Genomic DNA, 18,405 nt, shown 5'->3' with positions numbered 1-18,405 from the left:
AGGCTCGGCACCGTGAGCGCACGCGCAGGCATCGTGGTCACCGGCACCGAGGTCCTGACCGGACGGGTACAGGACCGCAACGGTCCCTGGCTCGCCGACCGGCTGCTGGAATTGGGCGTTGAACTGGCACATATCACCATCTGCGGTGACCGCCCCGCCGACATCGAGGCGCAGCTGCGGTTCCTGGCTGAGCAGGGTGTGGACCTGATCATCACCAGCGGCGGCCTGGGCCCGACGGCCGACGACATGACCGTGGAAGTGGTGTCCCGCTTCTGCGGCCGCGAACTCAAGCTCGACGAAGCCCTCGAAAACAGAATCGCCGAGATTCTCAGGTCCCTGATGGCGCGCAACCCGGCGTTCGCCGCCCTGATGGAGCCGGGAAAGTTCGAATCAGTAAGGGCGGCCAACCGCAAGCAGGCGATGGTTCCGGTCGGCTCGCAGATCCTCGACCCGGTGGGCACCGCGCCCGGCGTCGTGGTGGCCGGAAAGCCGGCGGTGCTGGTGTTGCCCGGTCCGCCGCGTGAGCTACAACCCATGTGGCACAAGGCAATTGAAACCGACGGCGTACGCGACGCGATCGCCGGCCGTACCGTCTACCGCCAGGACATGGTGCGGATGTTCGGCCTGCCGGAATCCGGACTGGCCGAGACGTTGCGTGAGGCCGAAACTGCCATCCCCGGATTCGCCGCGCTGGAGATCACCACCTGCCTCAGACGCGGCGAACTGGAAATCGTGACCCGCTACGAACCCGACGCCGCGCAGACCTACGCGCAACTGACGCAGTTGCTGCGCGACCGGCACGGCGACCAGGTGTTCTCCGAAGACGGTTCGCAGGTCGACGATCTGGTCGCGCGGCTGCTGGCCGGGCGCCGCATCGCGACGGCGGAATCCTGTACGGCCGGGCTGTTGGCGGCGCGGCTGACCGACCGCCCCGGATCCTCGGATTACGTGACGGGCGGCGTCGTGTCGTACTCGAACGAAGCGAAGGTGGAGTTGCTCGGCGTGGACGCCGCCCTCATCGAACAACACGGCGCGGTTTCCGAGCCGGTGGCCGAGGCGATGGCCGCGGGCGCGCTCAAGCGGTTCGACGCCGATACCGCCGTCGCCATCACCGGCATCGCCGGCCCGGGCGGCGGAACCGAGGAAAAGCCGGTCGGCACAGTCTGTTTCACAGTCGCACGCAGTGACGGTCCGAATGTCACCCGCACGCTGCGGCTGCCCGGCAACCGCTCCGACGTTCGGGAACGCTCCACCACGGTGGCCATGCACCTGCTACTGCGCGCGCTAAGCGATTCAAGTTCGGCTTGAGGCAGCGAACACCATCAGGAGCGAACATCTTGATGCCTGGCAGTGATGCTAAGGTGACACGTGCGCACCACTATCCGAATCGACGACGAGCTCTACCGCCAGGTGAAAGCTCAGGCTGCTCGGACGGGGCGCACCGTAGCCTCTGTCCTTGAGGACGCGGTCCGCCGTGGTCTCCATCCGGCTGAACGGCGAGACGAGGCTGCCTACATAGTCAGGACCTCCGGTAGCGGCGGACTCCGGACGGGTGTGGACCTGTCGTCGAACTCGGCTGTCGCCGAGGCAATGGATGAAGGCGCCGCACTCGATGCTGTGCGTTGACGTCAATGTTCTGGTTTACGCGCACCGGCAGGACCTGCCGGAGAACGCCGAGTATCGACGACTGCTCGAGCGATTGGCTAACGACGACCAGCCGTTGGGTCTACCCGACCTCAGCTTAAGTGGCTTCGTGCGGGTTGTATCCAGCCGCAGAATCTTTCGCGAGCCGACGACGGCGGATGAGGCCTGGCAGGCGGTCGAAGCCTTGCTGGCCGCTCCCGCGGCCATGCACTTGAGACCGGGCGAGCGCCATTGGGGCCTCTTCCGGCGGCTCGCCGGGGACATCGACGCACGTGGTAACGATGTTGCCGATGCTTACCTTGCCGCCTACGCGCTGGAAAACAATGCGACGTGGCTGAGCGCGGATCGTGGATTCGCGCGTTTCCGGCGACTGCGCTGGAATCACCCGTTGGAACTCGAATCCTGATCGTAGACAACCATTTTGGCGACTCAGCTGTTAGCCGGCAGAAACGCACTCTCCGAGGAGCCGAACCGAATTCCGGTGGCGTCCTTGCCGATCAGCGTCAACAACGCCACCATCACCAACACCGGCACGATCGTCGCCGCCAATGCGAACGGGTAGCCGTGCGTTTCGGCCAGGTGCTCCTGGATCGGCAAGTTGAACGCCGCCAACAGGTTTCCGAGTTGATAGGTCACACCGGGATACAGACCGCGGATGGCGTCCGGGGACATCTCGGTGAGGTGCGCCGGGATGCAACCCCAGGCGCCCTGCACGAAGAACTGCATAAGAAACGACCCCAGACACAACATCGCCGCGGTGCGTGAATAGGCGAAGATCGGCACGATCGGCAGCGCCAGCACGGCACAGAACACGATCGTGTAGCGGCGGCCGAACCGCTGCGACAAGGTGCCGAATATGAGGCCGCCGACGATCGCCCCGATGTTGTAGACGATCACGATCCAGCGGGCGGTCGCGCTGGACAGCCCCGCGCCGTGGTCGACGGACGCCTTGAGGAACGTGGGATAGACGTCCTGGGTGCCGTGGCTCATCCAGTTGAAGGCGGTCATCAGCAACACCAGGTAGACGAAACGCCGGATGACCTTGGCGTCGCGCAGCACGTCGCGCACCCGGGTCTGGGTCAGCCGCATCTGGTCCTGTGCGGCTTCCCAGACCTCGGACTCCTCCACCCGATAACGGATGATCAGGCTGATCATTGCCGGGATGATGCTCAGTGCGAACAACCAGCGCCAGGACAGGCCGAATCCGTTCATGACGATCAGCGAAGCCAGACTCGCCAACAGGTAGCCGAACGAATAGCCCTCCTGCAGCAAGCCGGAAAAAAAGCCGCGCCGCTCGGTCGGGACCTTCTCCATGGCCAGCGCCGCGCCCAGTCCCCACTCGCCGCCCATGCCGATTCCGTAGAGCAACCGCAGGATCACCAGCACCGTGAAGTTCGGGGCGAACGCGCACAGGAAGCCCACCACCGAATAGAACAGGACGTCAACCAGCAGCGGGAGCCGTCGGCCGACCCGGTCGGCCCACAGCCCGAACAGCAACGCGCCGACGGGTCGCATCACCAGCGTCGCCGTCGTGACGAAGGCGACCTCAGTCTTGCTGCGGTGGAACGTCTCGGCGATGTCGGCGTAAACCAGCACGACGATGAAGAAGTCGAACGCGTCCATGGTCCAGCCCAGGAAGGCCGCCAAAAAGGAATTGCGCTGATCGCTGGTCAACCGCTGTCTGGTCACGAGAGCATCGTGGCCTACGTGTCGCCATACCGCGAGTCCGGCGCGCGACCGGGTATGTTCCGGATATATGCGGATCATCGATGCCGATGGACACGTCGCCGAGAACTCGACGCTCGCCTTCGAAGCCTTGAAGCGCTGGCCGGATCACGTCCAGCTGAGCAACGATCGGCGGCCGCGCCTGACGATCGAAGGGCGCAACTATCCCGAAGACACCGGCCCTGGTGCCGGGTGCCCACCGGAACACGGCATCACCAAGGCCCCCGACATCAACTGCTCGACCGCCGAGGGTGTGCTGGCTGACGCCGACCGCGACCATCTGGACACGATGGTGCTCTATCCGAGCCTCGGGCTCTGCGTACCAAGCCTCGAAGACCCGGTCTTCGCCGCCGGTTTCGCGCGGCTCTACAACCAGTGGATCGCGGACTTCTGCGAGCCGACGCACGGCCGGCTCCGCGGGGTGGCCGTGACACCGATCGAACACGGTGAGGTGGCCATCGATGTCATGACCGAGGCCAAAGAGCTGGGATTGGTCGCGACGCTGGTTCCGCCGGCGCTGAAGAGCCGCAACCTCGACCACCCCGACCTCGACGATTTCTACGCCGCCGCCGTAAATCTGAACATGCCGCTGGGCATTCACGGCGCGCCCGGCATTCACCTACCGAAGATCGGCGTCGACCGCTTCACCAACTACATCCAGGTGCACTGCATCAGCTTCCCGTTCGACCAGATGACCGCGATGACCGCCCTGGTGTCCGGCGGCGTGTTCGAACGCCACCCCGGACTGCGAGTCGCCTTTCTGGAAGCCGGTGCCGGCTGGGTGCCGTTCTTCATCGATCGCCTGCACGAGCACTACGAGAAGCGCGGTGACTGGATCGAGGGTGGCTGGCGCCGCGATCCGAACGAGTACCTGCGCGCCGGCAACATCTGGGTCACGTGCGAACCGGAAGAGCCGATCCTGCCCGGGGTGATCGACGTGCTGGGCGACGACTTCATCATGTTCGCCAGCGACTACCCGCACTGGGACGGGGAGTGGCCGGAAAGCACCAAGCATTTGCGGAACCGGCCCGATATCAGCGAGCAGTCACGCGAAAAGATCGGCGGGCTCAATGCGCAACGCTTCTATGGGCTGAATTAGGCATTCCGGCGCGGGTTCGGTGGCAGGATCGGCGCATGGTGGCTTTTCTGCTCCGCGCGGCAGTGACCGGACTCGCGCTGTGGGTCGTCACCCTTTTCGTACCGGGGCTGACATTCGTCGGTGGTAACACCACATTGCAGCGGGTCGGCATCATCTTCGTCGTCGCGGTGCTCTTCGGACTGGTCAATGCGATCGTCAAACCGATCGTGCAGATCTTGTCGATTCCGATGTACATCCTGACACTCGGGCTCTTCCACATCGTCATCAACGCATTCATGTTGTGGATCACGGCGCAGATCACCAAAGACACCACCCACTGGGGTCTGCAGATCGACCACTTCTGGTGGACCGCGATCTGGGCGGCGATCCTGTTGTCGATCGTTAGCTGGCTGCTGTCGCTGCTGACCCGCCGGGCCACCCGGAACCGCCGGTAAATCCGGGGTTCTCAACCGGAAAATTCGTGTGGACATCCTATGTTGTCAGCCCCTGTTACACATATGCTGATTAAGCCGTGCTCACGACGCGATCCACACGAAGACGGGAAACTGCCGAATGAAGACTGTCGCGATCGGATCGTCGCCAGCTCCATCGACGACGCGGCTGAGTTCACAACTGGGGGACCCGAACAGCGGTCTGCGGGCGGTTACCGAATGCACCGGGTCAGCGGTGGTCGTTCACGTCGGCGGTGACATCGACGCCAGCAACGAAGTCATCTGGCAGCGGCTGGTGAACCGGAGCGCCGCAATCGCTATCGCACCGGGTCCGTTCGTGATCGACATCCGCGAACTGGACTTCCTGGGTTCCTGCGCGTACGCCGTGCTCGCCCAGGAATCGGTACGTTGCCGCCGTCGTGGCGTCAACCTGCGCCTGGTCAGCAACCAGCCGATCGTCGCCCGCACCATCGCCGCGTGCGGTCTGCGCCGGCTGCTGCCGATGTACACCACCGTCGAGACGGCGCTGGCGCCACCCGCCTAGATCAGGGGCCGTGCGGCGCGAGCAATCCGTTCAGGATTCCCAGGCCGGCCTGCACCTGCGGCCCCGGAGCGTTCGGCGGCGGGGCGTCGCTGGTCGGCTGCCACGGCTGGCAGCCACTCGTCTTGAAGGTCTTGTCGGTCGGCTCGATCTGGACGATCTGAGGCTTCTTGGTCATCGCGTTATCAACGAGCGCGCCGTCGGGGTTTCCCGTGCGCTTCCAGTAGCAGGTGCCGGTGCCGACAGGTCCGGCCGTGCTGTACGTGCCGGGCGCGATGTCTGTGCCGACGGTGTAGATGCCGTCGTGGTCGATAGTCGTCTTGGGTGCTCCCGCCGGGGCCGCCGATGGAGCCGGGGCCGCGCTCGGGGAGGGGGCCGGTGCCGGGGCGGGCGTCGGGTCGGGGTCGGGGTCGGCGGCGGCGATACCGACGGCACCGAACCATCCGGCAACCATCAGCGCTGCGGCGCCGCCGCGAATCGCTAATTGCTTAGAGCCCATAACTAACTAGCCTACCGGGCAGGGCGGCGGATTTCGAACTGTCCGCAGATCAGCTCAGACGGCGCACCGCGCCGGCATAACCGAGCGCGTGCTCGTAGGTGTCGAGATTGTCGCGCGAGATCCGGGCATGCACCGGACGCTCGAGCAGCAGACGCAGCATCGGGTTGTACGCGTGGTAAGTCTCGTGAAAGGTCAGCACGGTGGTGCCGTCGGGCTGCTCGTCGAGCTGGTGGTAACCCTCAGCCCGAGACCACAACGGCTTGCCGATGGCGACATATCTCGACAACTTATTGATCTTCGCCTCGGTGACGGTCTCCCACGACCGCCCCCTGCCACCGGACAGCAGATACCTCGGCACCGGAAATACGCAGGTGCGCACAAGTCCCTCACCCGCCTCGTCGCCCTCGTTGAGGATTTCCATGCTGCCCGTCGGCCAGCTCAGCACGCGTGGCCGCGGGGAGCCCGGCGGCACCGGGGGATGCAACACCCGCCACACCCTGGCCGGCGGGGCGTCGACGTGGAAGCGCACGGTGTAGGACTGCATCAGCTTCCACCCCATTCGTCGAAGAAGGTGATCGTTTCCGCGGGTGGCCGCGCGGCGGGACGAAAGTCGGTCCCGATCGTGTAGGCCACCGGAAACAGTGCGGCCTGAGTGACGGTGCCTGGGATGCCGAGCAGGTCGGCGACCTCACGTTCCTTGGCCAGGTGCATCGTCGTCCAGACCGAGCCCAGGCCACGCGACCGCAAGGCCAGCAGAAAACTCCAGCCGGCCGGGATGATCGACGCCCAGGCCGACGCGGCGACCAGCCGATTGCGTTCGTCGATCGGCTGCAGGAGGCATGGGATGACATGCACCGGAACCTGCGCCAACGTTTCGGTCAGGCCCAACGCGCTGCGGTAGACGCGGCGGGTCTGCGGATCCTCGGCGTTGGCTTCCGCGTGCACCAGGTATTCGGCGCCGACGCTGCGATAGATTTCGGCGATCGCGGCGCGCTTGCCGGGATCGGTGACGACGACCCAGCGCCAGTCCTGTGTGTTGCTGGAGGTGGGCGCCTGCATCGCCAGGCGGATGCATTCCATGATCACCTCACGGCTCACAGGCCGGGTCAGGTCGAGACGCTTGCGTACCGCCCGGGTCGTGGTGAGCAGTTCGTCGACTGAAGCGATATCCATCCGGTCCCTTTCACCAGCCAGCCGGTCCGTGTCTGAAAGTACCGCGAAGGCGTAAATTGACGCGGGCGTCGGCCCCACGTGGACAGGATGCTTTCCTGCTATTAACGTCCTGCCAGTAAGAGAGCGAGCGGGCGTTCAGAAGGCAGCGCCGCGTGGGAGGTCCTGGGCGTTGCTTTTCATGCACGAAGTCCACACGGTGCGAGGTCGCTCCGAGGACGAGTTCGAGGCCGCCTTCCGGGACGGGTGGCTGCCCATGCTGGCGGCCGGCGACGAGGCGCGGTTGCTCTGGTACACCAACCAGGCGCAGGGCAGTGGACCCGCCTACACCGTCATCACCATGACCGCGGTGCGCGACGGAGCGGCCTGGGAGCGGCTGACCAAGCGGGTTCAGCAGGGGGACTTGCGGGACTGGATGCATCACACCGACGAACTGCGCCACGGCGTCGACGCCAAACTGCTGGTACCGCTCCCGTGGTCGCCGATGCAGGAAGTGAGCTTCGACGAGGTGCCGGTGGACGGCCGCGAGCACGAGATGAGCCTCTACATGGAAGACACCATGTGGCCCTATGAGGACAAGTTCGAGGAGTACATCGTCCGGTGCGGCGAGGTGTATGCCCGCAGTCTCGAGCAGCCGTCGTCCATGCTGAAGATGGATGCCTCGTTTCAGCCGGCGCTGGGCAGCCATTTACGCCGCGAAGTCATTCTGATGCAACGGATCAGCCGGCCCGAGGCGCTGCTGGACCTGCTCCGAACCCACATCCCGGCCGAGTACCGCACTCCCGGAACCTGGCTGCACGACGCGCTGGACCTGCGCGACCAGTGGACCAGCCGGCTGCTGCGCACCTCCACCTGGTCGCCCCTGTACTAAGGATCCATGAACCTCGGGACGATCATCGACGCCGCCGCGGTCGCCGATCCGCAGCGGACCGCCCTGATCATCGACGGTGAAGCAATCAGCTACCGGACGCTCGATGAGGCGGCGCACCGTTGCGCCGCCGCATTGACAGCCGCGGGGGTCAACCCTGGCGACCGGGTCGCCGTCGTCGACACGGCGAGCGTGCTGTCTATCGCGTCGCTGCTGGGCACCGCGCGAATCGGGGCGACCGCGGCCCTGATGAACCCCGCGTTGAGGCCCGCGGAGGTGCGGGCCCTGCTCGACAACGCCGGTTGCTGCCCAGTGGCGGTCGCAGGGGACGCGTTCGTAGACCGGCTTCCCGGGTCGACGACGGCACTGACAGCCATCGATCTCGTCGCCGACGACGCGCCGGTGCCGTCGGGCGCCGCCCCGGACGACGCCGATCGCGCCGCGATGGTCCTGTTCACCAGCGGCACCACCGGTTTGCCCAAAACCGTCGAAATCGGCACTCGTCAACTGGCGGCGCGCCTGAACAGGACCTCGCGCCCCTTCGCGCCCGAAACGCCGCCCGTGACGGTGATGATGTGTGTGCCCTACTTCCACGTGGGTGGTTCCCTGGGGCTGCTCGCCAGCCTGTACTCGGGCAACACGCTGGTGGTGCAGCAACGGTTCGACGCCGGCGAATGGCTGCGCCTGGTGTCGCGTCACCGGGTCACCGGCATGTTCCTGGTGCCGACGATGCTGCACCGGATTCTGGAGCATCCCGACTTCGCCGCCGCCGACCTGTCCTCGCTGGCGGCCCTCACCTACGGTGCCGCCGCCGCACCTGCCGCGCTGATGCGCAAGGCGATAGCAGCGCTGCCAAATGTGGCCTTCACCAACGTCTTCGGGCAGACGGAGACGTTGGGCACCTACGCCAATCTGCCACCGCAGGATCATCACGATCCGTCCCGGGCGGGATCGGTCGGCCGACCGCTACCGGGGGTGCAGGTGCGGGTGGTCGATCCGGCCACCGGCGCCGACGTGCAGTCTGGCGAGGTCGGGGAGTTGTGGGTGAACTCGCCGGTCAATACCGTCGCGGGGTGGTTACGGACCGGCGATCTGGGCCGGGTGGATGCCGACGGCTACATCTTTCCCAGCGGCAGACTGCGCGACACCATCAACCGCGGCGGTGAGAAGTTCGGTCCCGTCGAGGTGGAGGAGGCGCTGCGTTCACATCCCGCGGTCAGCGACGTCGCGGTCGCCGGAGTGTCCGACAACGAACTGGGCCAGCGGGTGGGCGCCGCGGTGGTGGCCCGGGTGCCCGTGACGCTCGAGGAGTTGCGGGCGCACTGCCGGGACCTGATCGCCTACTTCAAGCTGCCCGAACGGCTGGCGGTCGTCGACGACATCCCCTACAACGCGACCGGCAAGGTGGACCGCCGCCTGCTGGCCGAGCTGATCTGCCAACGTTCCTAATCGCCGGCCCGGTTGAGGATCCGCGCCGCGTCACGCACCATCGCGGTCACGATGTCCGCGGCCGGCCGAACATCGCGGACGAGGCCCACCGCCTCGCCGACCAGCACGGTGTCGACCTCGAAGTCCTCGGCGGCGACGCCCTCCCGGTAGGTGGTGACGGCCTCGGGCAGCCGTGCCAGCAGCTCGTCCCGGTGGCCGTGCCAGCGCTGAACCAACGCGTTGCTCACCAGCCGCAAATCGTAGCCTTCCGGCCAATGCCGTTGCCGCACAACGTCAAAGACATCAGTACGGATTGTCTCATCCCCGTCAGCCGCGATGGCCCGCCGGTGCGCTGCGGGCGCTACCAGCGCTTCGTCGGACGCCCAGAATCTGGTACCGACCAACACCCCGTCGGCGCCCAGCGCCAGCGCCGCGGCCAGGCCGCGGCCGTCGGCGACACCTCCGGCGGCCACCACCAACGTTTTGGGTGAGCGTTCGGCGACCAGGTCGACGACCTCGGGCACCAGCGCGAATGTGGAGCGGACACTCATGCCGTGCCCGCCCGCCTCACTGCCCTGGGCGACGATGATCTCGGCGCCCGCATCCAGCGCCCGGCGTGCCTGGGCAAGGTTCTGCACCTGGGCGGTCAGGGGAACGCCGGCGCGGTGGATGCGGTCCGCGAACGGCTGCAGGTCACCGAAGGACAGCATCACCGTCGGCGGGTGCTGCGCCAGCACGGTGTCGAGCAGATCAGGTGTCTGCGCCAGGCTCCAGGTAATGAAGCCGTACCCGATGCGAGCACCGTGGGCCTGGGCGATCTCAGACCGCAGCCAGGCCGGGTCGCCGTAGCCGCCACCGACAAGCCCCAGGCCGCCCGCGGCGGTGACCGCCGCCGCCAGCCGGCCACCGGAGACCATGGCCATCGGCGCCAGCAGGATCGGGTGCCCGATGGCAAGGAAGTCGGTGAGGCGGGTCTGCAGGGGCGTCCAAAGCGTCACCGTGGTGCCTCCGTTGCGAGTTCCCCGGTGACGAACTGCGCTCGGCCGTGGCCGAAAGACCAGTCTTCGTCCTGGTTTTCGGTGACCGAGACGATCAGGTCGGCTGGGTCCAGTCCGCATCGCAAGGCGAGGTTCGACGCCAGTAGGTCGTAGAACTTCTGCTTGAGTTCCGGTGGGCGGCGCCGGCTCACCATCTGCACGATTACCAGCGACGGGCTGCGGTCGATGCCGAGGCCCGTATCCAGCGCGATGATTTCGTGCGCCGGATGGGTGCGCACCACCTGATAGCGGTCGCGCGGGGGCACCCCGAACGCTTCGACGACCGCGTCGTGCAGGGCATCGAGCAGCGAGTGCACCTCCGACGGGGTGCGGCCCTCGATGAGGTCGATGTACAGCAGTGGCATGGCGTCCTCCGTTCTCCTGCTCAAGTCAACATCAAGCCAGGCCAGGGCAATCCGGGCGTGAAATGCCTGTCGCGAAACATCTATGCTTTTCAGGCATGACGGATGCGTCGCGCGGCCGAGTGGAGCTGCGCCACTTGCGGGCGTTCGAGGCAGTGGCGCGACTGCGGTCGTTCACCAACGCGGCGGCCGAACTGAGCATCACCCAGCCCGCATTGAGCCGAACGGTTGCGCAGCTGGAGGATGCGCTGGGAGTCCCCTTGATCGACCGGAGTTCGCGGCACGTCGCGGCGACCGTGGCCGGACAGACGTTCTTGGAGCATGTCGAACGAGTCCTCGCCGAGTTGGACCGTGGCTTCGACGCGGTGCGGCGACAAGCCAGCATCCGGTTGGGTTTCAGTTGGCTGCTGCCCGATCCCTGGGCGCAGCAGACGGTAGCCCGGTTCGAGAACAGCACCGGCACCACGGTGCAACTGGTCCGCACCGACGATGCGCTGGCCGCGGTGCAGCAGGGCAAGGTGGAGGTCGCCGTGGTGCGCGGAGAGGTCACCGCGACCGCCGTGCAGGTGGTGCACCTGTTCGACGAGTCGCGGGTGGCGGTGTGCGCGGTCGGCTGTCGGCTGGCGCGGCGATCGGAGTTGGACTGGGCGGAGATCCCTCGATTGCCACTCGTCGTCAACACCACCAGCGGCACCACCGGGCCGTGGTCCTGGCCAGTCGGCGAAGGCCCCGAAACGGTAATAGAGACAACGAACTTCGATGAATGGATTGAGTCGGTCGCTGCCGACCGTGGTGTCGGGGTCATTCCCGACGTCGCGGTGCGGCGCAACATCCACCCGGGTGTGAGGTTCATTCCACTGCGAGGGGCGCCGCCCAGCTCTGTCTCGTTGGTGTTCCTGCCGCGCGCTCGTAACGCGACGTTGCGTCGTTTCGTGGAAGCGGCCGTCGTCAGCACCGGCCGGTGAGCCGGCCCCGATCAGGCCAGCGGCGCCAGCCCGGAGCGAACCAGGTCCAGGCTCTTGGCCACCAACTCGCCGAGATCGCCGGAGCAGCCATTGCGTCCCCAATTCTCCACGGCCACAACCAGAGCCGCGGCCAACGTCGAGCCGGCCACTTCGGCGACCAGGTCGATGCCGGGCACTTCGGCATGCCGGGCGCGGACGAAATCGGTCAGCACGGCAGCGAATGAGGCTTGCACCACCCGCAGGTGGCCGGCGATGCGTTCGGCACTGATCAACTCGGTACGGGCGGTCGCCGCCTGGCGAACCACTTCGAGATCATGGGGGAAGGCGGCGACACTGGCCAGCACCGCGTCGAACAGCGACTCCGAAGCCGGCCGACCGGCCAGCGCCTCGGCCAGCCATTCCAGCTGCGTCTCGTAGTCCTGGAACAGCACCGCCTCTTTGGTCGGGAAGTGCCGGAAGAAGGTTCGTTCGGTGACCCCGGCCTCGCGGGCCAACTCCGTCACCGTGACGTTCGCGAATCCCTCGCGGGCAAAGCTTTTCAGTGCCGCCAGTCGCAGCGCCTCGTGCGTCGACCGGCGACGGATCTCATGACCGTTCATCGCACCAGTCTCGCGCGAGCAGACACAAACTCGCACCAAGCGGCCCTGGCGCGTGCGAGTTTGTGTCTGCTCGGCGCGGAAGACCAGTCAGTACTGACATCTTCCGATTATGTCAGTACTGACATATTCTTGCCATGCGGACTTCGGCGAGGAGGTCAGATGACGGATTACGACGCGATCGTGGTGGGAGCGGGGCACAACGGGCTTACCGCCGCGGCTATCCTGCAGCGGGCGGGTCTGCGCACGGTGTGCCTGGAAGCCAACACCTACGCCGGAGGCATGGCGGCCACCGTCGAGTTGATCGACGGCTTCCGATACGAGATCGCCGGATCGGTCCAGTTCCCCACCGCGAGCCAGATCACCAAAGATCTCGGCCTGGACACGCTACCCACGGTGGAACCGGAGGTGATGTCCACCAACATCGGCGAAAACGGCGAGGAGCCGATGGTCTTCTACCGCGACCCGATGCAGTTGATGACCCACCTGGGGGAGAAGCACGGTTTCGAGGCGGTCACCGGCATGGCCGAGCTGATCGGCTGGAGTCAGGGGCCGGCAAAAGCGCTGGGCCGCTTCGATGTTCGTCAACCGCCGAAGACCCTCGACGAGATGTACGCCTGCGCGGCCAACCAGGCCGAGCGACGGGCGATCCACGAGATGCTGTTCGGATCTGCGATGGACGTCATCGACCGCTATCTGCCCGACAAGGACAAGCACGCCGTGATGCGCGGCATGCTGGCCTTCCTGGCGGTGAACTCGACCTACCGGGGCCCGTATACACCGGGTAGCGCGACCTGCTTGGCCTTCGCCCTGGCGGTGCCCGACAACAGCACCTCGATGATGACCAAGCTCAAGGGCGGCATCGGCGCACTCACCGAACATCTACGCGAGCTTTTCGTCTCGCACGGCGGTGAGATCCGGTTCCGGTCCAAGGTCGAGCAAATCCTCATCGATAACGCCAGGGTGACCGGGGTTCGGCTGCGCGACGGCTCGACGATCACCGCCCCCATCGTGGTCTCCAACCTGGCGCCCGACCTCACCCTGACCGGGCTGATCGATCCCGAACACGTCCCCGCCGAACTCATTTCGCGTGTATCCGACCGCGACCACCGCGCCTCCTTCATCCAGATGCACTTCGCCCTCGACGGACTGCCCGAATTCGCCCCGCCCTATGAGCTGCTGAACGAAGAGGGCATGCAGATGTCGGTCGGCATCTTCGGCTCACCCGAGGAGCAGCAGCGGCACTGGGAGAACTGCCGCCGCGGCGTCGTCCCGGACAACCCCTCGATGGGCCTGCAGATCCCGTCGGTGCACGACCCGGGCCTCGCACCGCCCGGCAAGCATGCCGCCAGCGCCTACGCCTACGCGTTCCCGGTGGAGGTTGCCCGCGACCAGCACGGACACCTCAAAAATGAGATGGCGCAACGAGTTATCGACAAGATCAGCCGGTTCGCCCCGAACTTCAAGGACATCGTGATCCGCCACATCACGTTCGCGCCCTATCACATGAACACCATGTTCGCGGCCCCCGCCGGCGACTTCTGCCACGGCCTGCTGCACCCGGACCTGATGGGGCCCAACCGCCCCGGGCCAAGGGGCTTCCTGGACTTCCCGATACCGATCGCCGGTCTCTATCTCGGCGGCGCCGGCTGCCATGGCGGGCCTGGCATCACCTTCACACCTGGGTACAACGCCGCGTATCAGGCTCTCGAAGACGCGACTTAACCGCCCTTTTTCACCTTGAGGACGCGCTTTCGCAAGCCTTTGGTGGCCATGTCCATCAACACCTTCGTGCCCTGTCTGACAAAGAATCCGGGCACCGGCATGCTCAGTTCGACAGTCAGGTCGAAGCGCACGCGGGTGGAGTCACCGTCGGGGGTCAGGGTGTAGCGGCCGTTCTGTGCCTTCTGCTGTTTGGCCTTGACCAGGCTCCAGCCCACCCCGTCGTCGTGCACGGTGTAGGCCAGCTCCTGCTCCTCGGTGAAACCGACGAGTTTGACGACCTGGCGCGACTTGAGCGGGTGACCCTGGTCATCTCGTTCGAGAACCTCGACCGTTTGGTGCACCGACGACCAGTCCGGCAGAGTCTCGATGTCGAATAACACATCCATGATCTCGTCGGGCGTCGCCTCGATGACGACCTCACGGGACTCGGTGACAGCCATGCCGCAAACATAACCACGCCGGAGCCGGCTGAAACCATCCGGTCAGGGGACCAGCACGACCTTGCCGATGTTCTCCCGGGCCGCAAGGATCCGGTGGGCTTCCGGCGCCTCGGCGAAGGGCACCGCCGCGTGCACGATCGGCGACACCGTACCGTCGTGCAGCGCCTCACTCAGCGGAGTGATCCACGGTTCCAGAGTGCCCCGGTCGTCCCACAACTTGAGCATGTTCAGCCCGATGACGGTCTTGGACTCGGAGAGTTGGTCGATCAGGTTGAAGCCGCGCAGCATCGCCAAGGCGTGTGGCGCGGCCCTGCGCAGCGAACGCTTCTCGCCCTCTTGCATATTCGAGATCCCGTAGCCCACCAGCCGTCCGCCGGGACGCAGCAGATGATAGGACCGGCGCAGCGAGGTGCCACCCAGGGCGTCCATGACGATGTCGTAGGGCTCCAGGCCCTTCCACCAGTTGTCCTGCCGGTAGTCGATCGCACGGTCCACCCCCAGTTCGGTGAGCTTGCGGTGCTTGCTCGGTGATGCGGTGCCGTGAATCTCGGCGCCGGCGGCCTTGGCGAACTGAATGGCCGCGATGCCCACACCCCCGGCGGCGGCGTGGATGAGCACCCGCTCGCCGGCGCGCAGCGACCCGTACCCGTGCAGGCCTGCCCACGCGGTCGCATAGTTCACCGGGACCGCGGCGCCCTGCTCGAAGCTCACCGCGTCGGGCAGCGTCACGGAGTCGGCGGCGGTGACGTTGACGATTTCCGCGTAGCCGCCGAAACGCGTTCCCGCCAGCACTCTTTCACCGACGCGCGACGGATCCACGCCGTCGCCGACGGCGGTCACGATGCCGGCGACTTCATATCCGACGACGGCCGGAAGTTTGGGTGCGTCGGGATACAGGCCGACGCGGGCGAGGTGGTCGGCAAAGTTGACCCCGGCGGCCCGGACATCGATCCGGAGCTGGCCCGGGCCCGGAGCCGGCGGGTCCGGCCGTTGCTGAACCTGCAGTACCGATGGGTCGCCGTGCTTGGTGATGACGACTGCGCGCATTGTCATTCCTCTCGTGGTTGAGTTCGGGTCAGCCGGCTACCGCGATGGCCTCGGCCATCCGGGGAAGAACCACCTCACGCCAGCCCGGTCCCATGCGACCGAAAGCGTCGGCCATCCTCTTGTCACTGAGATCAAAGCCGCTGTGCGACAGGAAAACCCGCGTTCCGATACCCTCTGCCTCGAGGCGCCAGGCGAGTGTCCAGGACGCGGTGAAGCTGTAGACGAAGCGGTGCGGCGGATCCACCTCGAGTACCTTGCACGGCTGCCTGCCGTAGCCGGGCATGTCGAGGCTGAATTCGTGGCCCACGATCGGGGCCACGTCACCCTCTGCCCACCACAGCCGCAGCAGTTGTGGTTCGGTCAGCAGCCGCCACACCTTCTCCGGCGCAGCGGCCACGAACTGGTCCACCTCGATAGCCTGCCGCTCCGTCATTTCAGCTCCTCTGCTGACTCGGCGAGCGCGGCAAGCCTTGCCCGCCAGAACTTCTCGAACGGGTGCAGCCAGTCGCCGAGTTCGGCCAGCGGTTCCGCCGTCAGCCGGTAGATGCGCCGGCGGCCCTGCGCTTCGTCGGCCACCAACCCGGCGTCACGCAACACTTTGAGATGTTCGGCGACGGCAGGCCGACTGAGATCGAACCGTTCGCTGAGCTCTCCGGCGGACAGGGACTGGCAGCTCAAGATCTCAAGAAGCTTGCGACGCACCGGGTTTGCCAACGCAGTGAAGATGCGATCACAGATGCGATCGGGGTTGGCCACCCAGGAACTATATGTCGGGAATTCCCGACATGTCAACTTCTTCCGACACGATGTGGCCACCCATCCGCAAGCCATCTAAGGTCTCAACATGTGACCGACGACGCGGCAGCCGAAGACGTGCACGGCTGTGTCGTTTCGATCGCCTCCCGATTGCAGCAGCAGGTCAACCAGAATCAGTTTGGCGATCTGCACGGCGCTCGTCGCCGAGATGCCGGAACTGTGCGGCGAGGACCGTCCGTTCGAGATGCTCGACGCCGGCGTCGCGGCCAATCTGGACACGATCTTCCAGGCATTGCTGCACGATGTCCCGGTCGGGGAAACCATCGTCCCCGGGCTGGCCATGGACTACGCCCGCCGTCTCGCCCGCCACGGCGTCCCAGTGAACACACTGGTGCGCGCCTACCGACTGGGGCAACGCCACATGACCGAGCTGGTGTTCACCGAATTGGGGGGCCTGCAGATCGAACCGACCACACGGGTGGCGGCGATCGAGGCGATCACCACCGTGGTCTTCGAGTACGTCGACTGGGTTTCAGAGCACCTGGTCGGGGCGTACGAAAGCGAGCACGTGCAATGGCTGGAGCATCAGAACAGCATCAGGGCGATGCGCGTGCGCGACCTGCTCGGCGACGACACCACCATCGCCATCGATACCGCCTCTGCGGCAATCGATTACCCCCTGCACCAACAACACCTGGCGCTAATCATCTGGCACGCGACGGACGACGAGTTGGCCCAGCTGCAACTGTTCATCGACGACTTGGCTGCGGCGGTGGGCACCTCGGCGAGACCACTCTTCGCGGCCGTCGACCGTGCCGGCGCCTGGGTCTGGCTGCCTTTCGAATCCGCACCCGGTCAACTCACCGGCCAGATCCGCGACTACACGAACGCGCGTCCGGAACTGCTGAACATCGCCATGGGCGCCTTGGGTTCCGGCGTGCAGGGCTTCCGGCGATCCCACCGTCAGGCGCAGCGTGCACGGGCAGCCGCGCTGGCAGGGGAGCGCCGGCCACAGGCGTCCAGGCGAGTGCTTGTCGCGGCTACCGATCCCGCGGTGATGGCGGCGGCGTTGTTGAGCAGCAGCATCGGCGAGGTCCGCGGCTGGGTGGCGGACGTGCTGGGGGATCTGGCGTCGGCCACCGAGGACGACGCGGTCCTGCGTGAGACATTGCGGGTGTTCCTGCACCGCGGTTCCACGCACGAAGCCGCGGCGCGGGAGCTCAATGTCAGTTTCAACGACCTGAGGCATCGGGTCGAGCGCGCGGTGATGCGCCGCGGCCGCCCGATCGACGATCGGGCCGACGTCGAACTCGCGTTGTTCGTCTGCCACTGGTATGGCTCGGCCGTGTTGCAGCCGGCCTGATGTATCTCAATTGGGAAAGAATCAGCGACAACGTATTTCGATGCCGGCTGACCTTCTGCGACGTCACGGTCGGCCTGGTCTGCGGACATGACGCGACGCTGCTCGTCGACACCGGAACCACGCTGGAAGAGGCCCGGGCCGTGCAGGCCGATGCCCGACGGCTTGCCGCCCGACCGGTGAGTCACGTTGTGTTGACCCACAAGCACTTTGACCATGTCCTGGGCTCCTCGGTGTTCACCGGAGCCGAGATCTACTGCGCGCCGGAGGTTGCCGACTATCTGTCGTCGGCTACCGATCTGCTGCGGGCCGACGCGTTGGCGCACGGCGCCCACGCGGCGGCGGTTGACGAGGCGATTGCGGCCTTGCGGGTGCCGCCGCACGGAATCTCGCAGCAGGTGCTCGATCTCGGTGGCCGCTCGGTCACGATCACTCACCTGGGCGCGGGCCACACCCGCTCCGACCTGGTCGTGGTGGTTCCCGGCACCCGGCCGGGTGAACCGGTCGTGGTGTTCGCCGGCGACCTGGTGGAAGAGTCCGCTGACCCCGCGGTCGACGCCGACTCGGATTTGGTGGCGTGGCCGGACACCCTGGACCGGCTGTTGGCGATCGGGGGACCCGACGCCAGGTTCGTGCCCGGCCACGGCCAGGTGGTCGACGCAGCGTTCGTCCTCCGTCAACGCGATTGGTTGCGGACGAACGCCTAGAGAGA

The 18,405-nt window shown here is 66.2% G+C and carries 23 protein-coding genes; 12 read left to right on the top strand and 11 right to left on the bottom strand.

Annotated elements, in window-relative coordinates; all coding sequences use genetic code 11:
• Positions 1 to 12: 12 nt before the first annotated feature.
• The 3 genes from ACNQS7_RS02885 to ACNQS7_RS02875 are packed head-to-tail and all read left to right on the top strand — an operon-like array spanning position 13 to position 2,050.
• Positions 13 to 1,308 (top strand): competence/damage-inducible protein A, encoded by a 1,296-nt coding sequence (locus ACNQS7_RS02885; RefSeq protein ID WP_418011351.1) that lies wholly within the window; start codon positions 13 to 15, stop codon positions 1,306 to 1,308.
• 60 nt (positions 1,309 to 1,368) lie between these two features.
• Positions 1,369 to 1,626, top strand: a complete 258-nt coding sequence (locus tag ACNQS7_RS02880) for a ribbon-helix-helix protein, CopG family (protein WP_418011350.1) — start codon at positions 1,369 to 1,371, stop codon at positions 1,624 to 1,626.
• Positions 1,613 to 2,050 carry a TA system VapC family ribonuclease toxin gene (locus ACNQS7_RS02875; protein WP_418015857.1) on the top strand — a complete coding sequence of 146 codons (438 nt, stop codon included), beginning with the start codon at positions 1,613 to 1,615 and terminating at the stop codon, positions 2,048 to 2,050. Before ACNQS7_RS02880 ends, ACNQS7_RS02875 begins: the two co-directional genes overlap by 14 nt.
• Before the next feature lie 23 nt (positions 2,051 to 2,073).
• Here the strand turns inward: ACNQS7_RS02875 and ACNQS7_RS02870 are convergent, their stop codons facing one another.
• Positions 2,074 to 3,333: a sialate:H+ symport family MFS transporter gene (locus ACNQS7_RS02870; RefSeq protein ID WP_310766683.1), complete on the bottom strand. Its 1,260-nt coding sequence runs from the start codon at positions 3,331 to 3,333 to the stop codon at positions 2,074 to 2,076.
• Between the two features lie 67 nt (positions 3,334 to 3,400).
• On the opposite strand from ACNQS7_RS02870, the gene ACNQS7_RS02865 reads away from it, so the two are divergent.
• The 3 genes from ACNQS7_RS02865 (at position 3,401) to ACNQS7_RS02855 (ending at position 5,443) form a co-directional block, all read left to right on the top strand.
• On the top strand, positions 3,401 to 4,468 hold the full coding sequence (locus ACNQS7_RS02865) for an amidohydrolase family protein (RefSeq protein WP_418011349.1): 1,068 nt from the start codon (positions 3,401 to 3,403) through the stop codon (positions 4,466 to 4,468).
• 35 nt (positions 4,469 to 4,503) lie between these two features.
• The gene (locus tag ACNQS7_RS02860) at positions 4,504 to 4,902 is read left to right on the top strand and encodes a phage holin family protein (RefSeq protein ID WP_418011348.1); all 399 of its coding nucleotides are present in this window, start codon (positions 4,504 to 4,506) and stop codon (positions 4,900 to 4,902) included.
• A 118-nt stretch (positions 4,903 to 5,020) separates the two neighbouring features.
• Positions 5,021 to 5,443: an anti-sigma factor antagonist gene (locus ACNQS7_RS02855; protein WP_055581708.1), complete on the top strand. Its 423-nt coding sequence runs from the start codon at positions 5,021 to 5,023 to the stop codon at positions 5,441 to 5,443.
• Between the two features lies 1 nt (position 5,444).
• Here ACNQS7_RS02855 and ACNQS7_RS02850 read toward each other — a convergent pair whose 3' ends face one another.
• From ACNQS7_RS02850 to ACNQS7_RS02840, 3 genes are read right to left on the bottom strand one after another with little or no spacing between them, the layout of a single operon-like run.
• Entirely contained in the window at positions 5,445 to 5,939 is a 495-nt protein-coding gene (locus ACNQS7_RS02850; protein ID WP_418011347.1) for a hypothetical protein, read from the bottom strand.
• 49 nt (positions 5,940 to 5,988) lie between these two features.
• On the bottom strand, positions 5,989 to 6,483 hold the full coding sequence (locus ACNQS7_RS02845) for an SRPBCC family protein (protein WP_418011346.1): 495 nt from the start codon (positions 6,481 to 6,483) through the stop codon (positions 5,989 to 5,991).
• Positions 6,483 to 7,112 carry a nitroreductase family protein gene (locus tag ACNQS7_RS02840; protein ID WP_418011345.1) on the bottom strand — a complete coding sequence of 210 codons (630 nt, stop codon included), beginning with the start codon at positions 7,110 to 7,112 and terminating at the stop codon, positions 6,483 to 6,485. The genes ACNQS7_RS02845 and ACNQS7_RS02840 overlap by 1 nt, the downstream gene beginning before the upstream one ends.
• Positions 7,113 to 7,290: 178 nt before the next feature.
• Between ACNQS7_RS02840 and ACNQS7_RS02835 the strand changes: the two genes are divergently transcribed.
• Both ACNQS7_RS02835 and ACNQS7_RS02830 read left to right on the top strand, forming a co-directional pair.
• Complete coding sequence (locus ACNQS7_RS02835; protein ID WP_418011344.1) at positions 7,291 to 7,980, top strand: hypothetical protein; 690 nt, start codon at positions 7,291 to 7,293, stop codon at positions 7,978 to 7,980.
• Positions 7,981 to 7,986: 6 nt separating this feature from the next.
• A complete protein-coding gene (locus ACNQS7_RS02830) occupies positions 7,987 to 9,426 on the top strand; it encodes a class I adenylate-forming enzyme family protein (RefSeq protein WP_418011343.1) in 1,440 nt (479 codons plus the stop codon).
• Here the strand turns inward: ACNQS7_RS02830 and ACNQS7_RS02825 are convergent.
• Positions 9,423 to 10,403, bottom strand: coding sequence for an NAD(P)H-dependent flavin oxidoreductase (locus tag ACNQS7_RS02825; RefSeq protein WP_418011342.1), 981 nt, complete (start codon positions 10,401 to 10,403; stop codon positions 9,423 to 9,425). The genes ACNQS7_RS02830 and ACNQS7_RS02825 overlap by 4 nt on opposite strands.
• Positions 10,400 to 10,807, bottom strand: a complete 408-nt coding sequence (locus ACNQS7_RS02820) for a tautomerase family protein (protein ID WP_418011341.1) — start codon at positions 10,805 to 10,807, stop codon at positions 10,400 to 10,402. The genes ACNQS7_RS02825 and ACNQS7_RS02820 overlap by 4 nt, the downstream gene beginning before the upstream one ends.
• A 95-nt stretch (positions 10,808 to 10,902) precedes the next feature.
• On the opposite strand from ACNQS7_RS02820, the gene ACNQS7_RS02815 reads away from it, so the two are divergent.
• Positions 10,903 to 11,769 (top strand): LysR family transcriptional regulator, encoded by an 867-nt coding sequence (locus ACNQS7_RS02815; protein WP_418011340.1) that lies wholly within the window; start codon positions 10,903 to 10,905, stop codon positions 11,767 to 11,769.
• Positions 11,770 to 11,780: 11 nt separating this feature from the next.
• On the opposite strand, the gene ACNQS7_RS02810 is transcribed toward ACNQS7_RS02815, so the two are convergent.
• Positions 11,781 to 12,368 carry a TetR/AcrR family transcriptional regulator gene (locus ACNQS7_RS02810; protein ID WP_418011339.1) on the bottom strand — a complete coding sequence of 196 codons (588 nt, stop codon included), beginning with the start codon at positions 12,366 to 12,368 and terminating at the stop codon, positions 11,781 to 11,783.
• A gap of 159 nt (positions 12,369 to 12,527) precedes the next feature.
• Here ACNQS7_RS02810 and ACNQS7_RS02805 point away from each other — a divergent pair, with 159 nt between their 5' ends.
• Complete coding sequence (locus tag ACNQS7_RS02805) at positions 12,528 to 14,090, top strand: phytoene desaturase family protein (protein WP_418011338.1); 1,563 nt, start codon at positions 12,528 to 12,530, stop codon at positions 14,088 to 14,090.
• Here the strand turns inward: ACNQS7_RS02805 and ACNQS7_RS02800 are convergent.
• Genes ACNQS7_RS02800 through ACNQS7_RS02785 form a run of 4 tightly spaced genes read right to left on the bottom strand, consistent with a single transcriptional unit; the run spans position 14,087 to position 16,333 of the window.
• Positions 14,087 to 14,530 (bottom strand): SRPBCC family protein, encoded by a 444-nt coding sequence (locus ACNQS7_RS02800; RefSeq protein WP_418011337.1) that lies wholly within the window; start codon positions 14,528 to 14,530, stop codon positions 14,087 to 14,089. The two genes, ACNQS7_RS02805 and ACNQS7_RS02800, sit on opposite strands and share 4 nt — an antisense overlap.
• 42 nt (positions 14,531 to 14,572) lie before the next feature.
• Positions 14,573 to 15,577: a synaptic vesicle VAT-1 family membrane protein gene (locus ACNQS7_RS02795; RefSeq protein ID WP_418011336.1), complete on the bottom strand. Its 1,005-nt coding sequence runs from the start codon at positions 15,575 to 15,577 to the stop codon at positions 14,573 to 14,575.
• A 28-nt stretch (positions 15,578 to 15,605) separates the two neighbouring features.
• Complete coding sequence (locus ACNQS7_RS02790) at positions 15,606 to 16,010, bottom strand: SRPBCC family protein (RefSeq protein WP_418011335.1); 405 nt, start codon at positions 16,008 to 16,010, stop codon at positions 15,606 to 15,608.
• Complete coding sequence (locus ACNQS7_RS02785) at positions 16,007 to 16,333, bottom strand: ArsR/SmtB family transcription factor (protein WP_418011334.1); 327 nt, start codon at positions 16,331 to 16,333, stop codon at positions 16,007 to 16,009. The genes ACNQS7_RS02790 and ACNQS7_RS02785 overlap by 4 nt, the downstream gene beginning before the upstream one ends.
• A gap of 178 nt (positions 16,334 to 16,511) precedes the next feature.
• Between ACNQS7_RS02785 and ACNQS7_RS02780 the strand changes: the two genes are divergently transcribed.
• Both ACNQS7_RS02780 and ACNQS7_RS02775 read left to right on the top strand, forming a co-directional pair.
• Positions 16,512 to 17,696, top strand: a complete 1,185-nt coding sequence (locus tag ACNQS7_RS02780; protein WP_418011333.1) for a PucR family transcriptional regulator — start codon at positions 16,512 to 16,514, stop codon at positions 17,694 to 17,696.
• Complete coding sequence (locus ACNQS7_RS02775; RefSeq protein WP_418011332.1) at positions 17,696 to 18,400, top strand: MBL fold metallo-hydrolase; 705 nt, start codon at positions 17,696 to 17,698, stop codon at positions 18,398 to 18,400. Before ACNQS7_RS02780 ends, ACNQS7_RS02775 begins: the two co-directional genes overlap by 1 nt.
• Positions 18,401 to 18,405 lie beyond the last annotated feature (5 nt).

It is taken from the genome of Mycobacterium sp. 23 (assembly GCF_048287075.1).
Lineage (GTDB): Bacteria > Actinomycetota > Actinomycetes > Mycobacteriales > Mycobacteriaceae > Mycobacterium > Mycobacterium gordonae_B.
Note: the sequence above shows the minus strand (reverse complement) of the source record. Positions and strands in the feature narration are given on the sequence as shown.

Excerpts from the sequence above, each read along its gene's own strand:
- ACNQS7_RS02875 (WP_418015857.1), top strand. The coding sequence starts at position 1,613 with ATGCTGTGCGTTGACGTCAATGTTCTGGTTTACGCGCACCGGCAGGAC.
- ACNQS7_RS02865 (WP_418011349.1), top strand. The coding sequence starts at position 3,401 with ATGCGGATCATCGATGCCGATGGACACGTCGCCGAGAACTCGACGCTC.
- ACNQS7_RS02860 (WP_418011348.1), top strand. The coding sequence starts at position 4,504 with ATGGTGGCTTTTCTGCTCCGCGCGGCAGTGACCGGACTCGCGCTGTGG.
- ACNQS7_RS02855 (WP_055581708.1), top strand. The coding sequence starts at position 5,021 with ATGAAGACTGTCGCGATCGGATCGTCGCCAGCTCCATCGACGACGCGG.
- ACNQS7_RS02850 (WP_418011347.1), bottom strand. The coding sequence starts at position 5,939 with ATGGGCTCTAAGCAATTAGCGATTCGCGGCGGCGCCGCAGCGCTGATG.
- ACNQS7_RS02845 (WP_418011346.1), bottom strand. The coding sequence starts at position 6,483 with ATGCAGTCCTACACCGTGCGCTTCCACGTCGACGCCCCGCCGGCCAGG.
- ACNQS7_RS02840 (WP_418011345.1), bottom strand. The coding sequence starts at position 7,112 with ATGGATATCGCTTCAGTCGACGAACTGCTCACCACGACCCGGGCGGTA.
- ACNQS7_RS02835 (WP_418011344.1), top strand. The coding sequence starts at position 7,291 with ATGCACGAAGTCCACACGGTGCGAGGTCGCTCCGAGGACGAGTTCGAG.
- ACNQS7_RS02830 (WP_418011343.1), top strand. The coding sequence starts at position 7,987 with ATGAACCTCGGGACGATCATCGACGCCGCCGCGGTCGCCGATCCGCAG.
- ACNQS7_RS02820 (WP_418011341.1), bottom strand. The coding sequence starts at position 10,807 with ATGCCACTGCTGTACATCGACCTCATCGAGGGCCGCACCCCGTCGGAG.
- ACNQS7_RS02815 (WP_418011340.1), top strand. The coding sequence starts at position 10,903 with ATGACGGATGCGTCGCGCGGCCGAGTGGAGCTGCGCCACTTGCGGGCG.
- ACNQS7_RS02810 (WP_418011339.1), bottom strand. The coding sequence starts at position 12,368 with ATGAACGGTCATGAGATCCGTCGCCGGTCGACGCACGAGGCGCTGCGA.
- ACNQS7_RS02805 (WP_418011338.1), top strand. The coding sequence starts at position 12,528 with ATGACGGATTACGACGCGATCGTGGTGGGAGCGGGGCACAACGGGCTT.
- ACNQS7_RS02800 (WP_418011337.1), bottom strand. The coding sequence starts at position 14,530 with ATGGCTGTCACCGAGTCCCGTGAGGTCGTCATCGAGGCGACGCCCGAC.
- ACNQS7_RS02795 (WP_418011336.1), bottom strand. The coding sequence starts at position 15,577 with ATGCGCGCAGTCGTCATCACCAAGCACGGCGACCCATCGGTACTGCAG.
- ACNQS7_RS02790 (WP_418011335.1), bottom strand. The coding sequence starts at position 16,010 with ATGACGGAGCGGCAGGCTATCGAGGTGGACCAGTTCGTGGCCGCTGCG.
- ACNQS7_RS02775 (WP_418011332.1), top strand. The coding sequence starts at position 17,696 with ATGTATCTCAATTGGGAAAGAATCAGCGACAACGTATTTCGATGCCGG.